Below are 4183 nucleotides of genomic sequence, written 5' to 3'. Positions count from 1 at the left end.
TCTTAGTGTATAGCTGCCTGTCATTCATGTTGAGATCACCTTCCGTCCGTCAATGCTTCTCTGTGTGTTATTTCGTTGCATCACACGGTACCCCGAGATACTACCACGTATCTATTCGTGGGCTGTGTCGATTGTCTAAAGGGGCAGGAGTTGAGCCACACCACGCGTGGATGGGGCCGCCCCGCTCCCTGCCCCGGTAGATCCACGCCATGCGTGGATAGGCAACGGCCCATCACGGAACAGTTCTTGCACGCACCCCGGCATCCCCTGCCGCAGTGCCCGTGATGTCCGAGAACGAATCCGCCGGCGAAAAGACCGAACAACCTACCGAAAAACGCCTGCGCGACGCCCGTGAACAGGGCAACCTGCCGCGCTCGCGCGAACTCGGCACCGCCGCCGTGTTCGGTGCCGGCGTACTGGCGGTGATGGCCATGAGCGGCTCGATCGGCCGCGGCGCCAGTGCCTGGATGAAGCACGCGCTCAACCCCGAACAGAGCCTTCGGCAGAACCCGAAGGAACTGTTCGGCCACTTCGGCGACCTGCTGCTGCAGTTCATGCTGGTGATCGCGCCGCTGGTGCTGGTCTGCCTGCTGGCCAGTTTCGTCGCCCCGCTGGTGATGGGCGGCCTGCGCTGGTCGCAGAAGGCGCTGCTGCCCGACATCAACCGCATGAACCCGATGAGCGGGATCAAACGCCTGTATGGCCCCGAGGCCATTGCCGAGTTCACCAAATCACTGCTGCGCGTGGCCTTCGTCGGCGTCGCCGCCGGGCTGGTGGTCTGGACCGGCTTCGACACCCTGCGCGGACTGATCCACCACCCGCTGGAGACCGCCATCACCGACGGCCTCGGTTTCACCCTGCGCCTGCTGCTGGCCACCGCCGGCGCGATGCTGGTGCTGGCCGCCATCGACGCCCCGTACCAGCGCTGGAACTGGATGCGCAAGCTGAAGATGACCCGTGAAGAGCTGCGTCGGGAAATGAAGGAAAGCGAGGGCAGCCCCGAGGTCAAGGGCCGTATCCGCCAGCTGCAGCAGCAGATGGCCAACCGCCGGATGATGGAAGCGGTGCCCACTGCCGACGTGGTGGTGGTCAACCCCACCCACTACGCGGTGGCGCTGAAGTACGAGGGCGGCGCCATGAACGCCCCCACCGTGGTCGCCCTGGGCGTGGACGAGACCGCCCTGCGCATCCGTGAAGTGGCCGACGGCAACAAGGTCGCGATCGTCTCCGCCCCGCCTTTGGCACGCGCCTTGTATCGGGAAGGCCAACCCGGAAAGGAAATCCCCGTGAGACTGTATTCGGCCGTCGCCCAGGTCCTGTCCTACGTCTACCAGCTGCGCGCCTGGCGCACTGGCCCGATGCCGGACGCCCCGCACATCCAGGTGGATGAATTCGGCAAGGGAGGCCGCCCGTGAGCGCCCAGCCCTCCTCCGGTTTCAACACCCGCCGCGCCCTGGAAATGATCCGCCAGGGCCTTGGCGCGCCGCTGATCGTGCTGGCCCTGCTGGCCATGGTCGTGGTGCCGCTGGCCGCGCCGGTGCTCGACGCGCTGTTCACCTTCAACATCGCCATCTCGCTGATGGTGCTGCTGGCGGTGGTCTACGTGAAGCGCCCGCTGGACTTCACCATCTTCCCGATCGTGCTGCTGATCACCACCATGCTGCGGCTGGCGCTGAACGTGGCCTCCACCCGCGTCATCCTGCTCAACGGCCAGAACGGCCACGACGCCGCGGGCAAGGTCATCGCCGCCTTCGGCGAATTCGTGATCGGCGGCAACTACGCGGTGGGCATCGTGGTGTTCGCGATCCTCACCATCATCAACTTCGTGGTGATCACCAAGGGCGCCGGCCGCGTCTCGGAAGTGACCGCGCGCTTCATCCTGGACGCGATGCCCGGCAAGCAGATGGCGATCGACGCCGACCTCAACGCCGGTTTGCTGACGCGTGAAGAAGCCAAGCTTCGCCGCGAGGAAGTCCGCGAGGAAGCCGACTTCTACGGCGCGATGGACGGTGCCAGCAAATTCATCCGCGGCGACGCCATCGCCGGCATCCTGATCCTGTTCATCAACATGCTCGGCGGCCTGGCCGTGGGCGTGCTGCAGCATGGCATGCCGTTCGGCGACGCGGCGGCCACCTACACCCTGCTGTCGATCGGTGACGGCCTGGTGGCGCAGCTGCCGGCCCTGCTGGTCTCCAGCGCCGTGGCCATGCTGGTCACCCGTGCCTCGCGTTCGCAGGACATGGCGCAGGCCATGACCGGCCAGGTGTTCGGCCAGTACCGCGCGCTGGCGATCACCGCCGGCATCATCGGCGTGGTTGGCCTGGTGCCGGGCATGCCCAACGTCGCTTTCCTGACGCTGTCCGCGATCCTCGGCTTCATCGCCTGGAAGGTGTACCGCAAGGGCAAGGCCGCGGCCACCGATCCGGCAGCCGCCGGCAATGACGCTGCCGCGCTCAACGCACTCGGCCGCCCGGCTGCACCGGCACCGACCGCGGAGCTGAGCTGGGACGAGCTGCGTCCGGTCGATCCGCTGGGCCTGGAGGTCGGCTACCGGTTGATCCCGCTGGTGGACGCCAACCAGGGTGGCGAACTGATGGCGCGCATCAAGGGCGTGCGCCGCAAGCTGACCCAGGACGTCGGCTTCCTGATCCCGTCGGTGCATATCCGCGACAATCTGGAACTGCCAGCCAACGGCTATCGCGTGCTGGTGCACGGCGTGCCGGTGGCCACCGCCGAGATCCACCCCGACCGCGAGCTGGCCCTGGACCCGGGCAGCGCCCTCGGCGCGCTGGAAGGCATCGCCGGCAAGGACCCCGCGTTCGGCCTGGATGCCACCTGGATCCAGCCGCACCAGCGTGCCCAGGCAGAAACGCTGGGCTACACCGTGGTCGACCCGGCCACCGTGGTTGCCACCCACCTCTCGCACCTGATCCGTGAGCACGCGCCGGAACTGCTCGGCCACGAGGAAGTGCAGCACCTGCTGGCCAACCTGGCCAAGAGCGCGCCCAAGCTCGTCGAAGATCTGACGCCGAAGGCGCTGCCGCTGTCGGCGGTGGTGCGCGTGCTGCAGAACCTGCTGATCGAACGCATTCCGATCCGCCAGCTGCGCAAGATCGCCGAAGCACTGGTCGAACACGCGCCGAACAGCCAGGACCCGGCCGTGCTGACCGCCGCCGTGCGCACCGCACTGGGCCGCTTCATCGTGCAGGAGATCGCCGGAATGTCGGCGGAGCTGCCGGTGTTCACCCTCAACCCGCAATTGGAACGTGTCTTGCAGGAGTCCACGCAGGGCAACGGCGCCGCGCTGGAACCCGGACTCGCTGAGCGACTGCACCAGAGCCTGGCCGAATGTGTCAGCAAGCAGGAAGCCCGCAACGAGCCCGCGGTCGTGCTGGTACCTGGCCCGGTGCGCGCCGCGCTGGCCCGCCTGGTCCGCCCCAGCGTTCCGGCGCTGTCGGTCCTGGCCTACAGCGAGGTGCCGGAGGACAAGGGCCTGAAGCTGGTCGGAACGATCAGCTGACGCCGCCCTCCGATGCGCCAGAAAACAGACACCCCTTTCGAACCAACGCAACAGACAGATACCAAGGGGAACCCGCACCGTGCAGACCACCGACCACCCGAGTTCCCCGACCGCCACCCCGCCGTCTTCGTCCCGTGACCACAGCATGAAAATCAAACGATTCGTCGCCGCCGACATGCGCTCGGCCATGAACCTGGTGCGCAAGGAACATGGTCCTGACGCCGTGATCCTGTCCAACCGCCGGATCGAGGAAGGCATCGAGATCGTCGCCGCCGCCAACTACGATGAGAGCGCCGTGCAGCGTGCACTGGAAGCCTCGCGTCGTGACATCGCTCCGCCGCCGGCGCCGAAGCCGCGCACCGCCGCCGACGCGGTGATCGCCGCGGTCACCCGCCGCCGCAGCAGCACCCCGGCGCCGGAACCGGTCGCCGCCACCACCTCGGCGGTGCCCGCCCTCGCCCGCGCTGCGTCCGCCGCCACCGCCCGCACCCTGGACCCCGCCCCCCAGACCGGGCCACCCCCCGGCACCCCCGGCTCCCCCGCCCCCCCGCCCCCCCCCCCCCCCCCCCCCCCCCCCCCCCCGCCCCCCACTTCGCCCCCGTTTCCCCGGCCCCCCCCCCCCCCCCCCCCCCCCCCCCCCCCCCCCCCCCCCCCCCCCCCCCC

The 4183-nt window shown here is 68.6% G+C and carries 2 protein-coding genes and 1 pseudogene; all 3 read left to right on the top strand.

Annotation, left to right across the window (positions count from 1 at the left end; translation table 11 throughout):
* Positions 1-284: 284 nt before the first annotated feature.
* Positions 285-1415: a flagellar biosynthesis protein FlhB gene (gene flhB / locus EKL94_RS21905; protein WP_126930623.1), complete on the top strand. Its 1131-nt coding sequence runs from the start codon at positions 285-287 to the stop codon at positions 1413-1415.
* 44 nt (positions 1416-1459) lie between these two features.
* Positions 1460-3520, top strand: a complete 2061-nt coding sequence (gene flhA, locus EKL94_RS21900) for a flagellar biosynthesis protein FlhA (RefSeq protein ID WP_185830077.1) — start codon at positions 1460-1462, stop codon at positions 3518-3520.
* A 145-nt stretch (positions 3521-3665) separates the two neighbouring features.
* Positions 3666-4023 (top strand): annotated as a pseudogene (locus EKL94_RS22725) (flagellar biosynthesis protein FlhF); the annotation flags it as partial.
* Between the last annotated feature and the right edge of the window lie 160 nt (positions 4024-4183).

It is taken from the genome of Stenotrophomonas maltophilia (genome assembly GCF_003970865.1).
GTDB lineage: Bacteria > Pseudomonadota > Gammaproteobacteria > Xanthomonadales > Xanthomonadaceae > Stenotrophomonas > Stenotrophomonas maltophilia_AR.
This window is presented reverse-complemented; position numbering and strand designations above follow the sequence as displayed.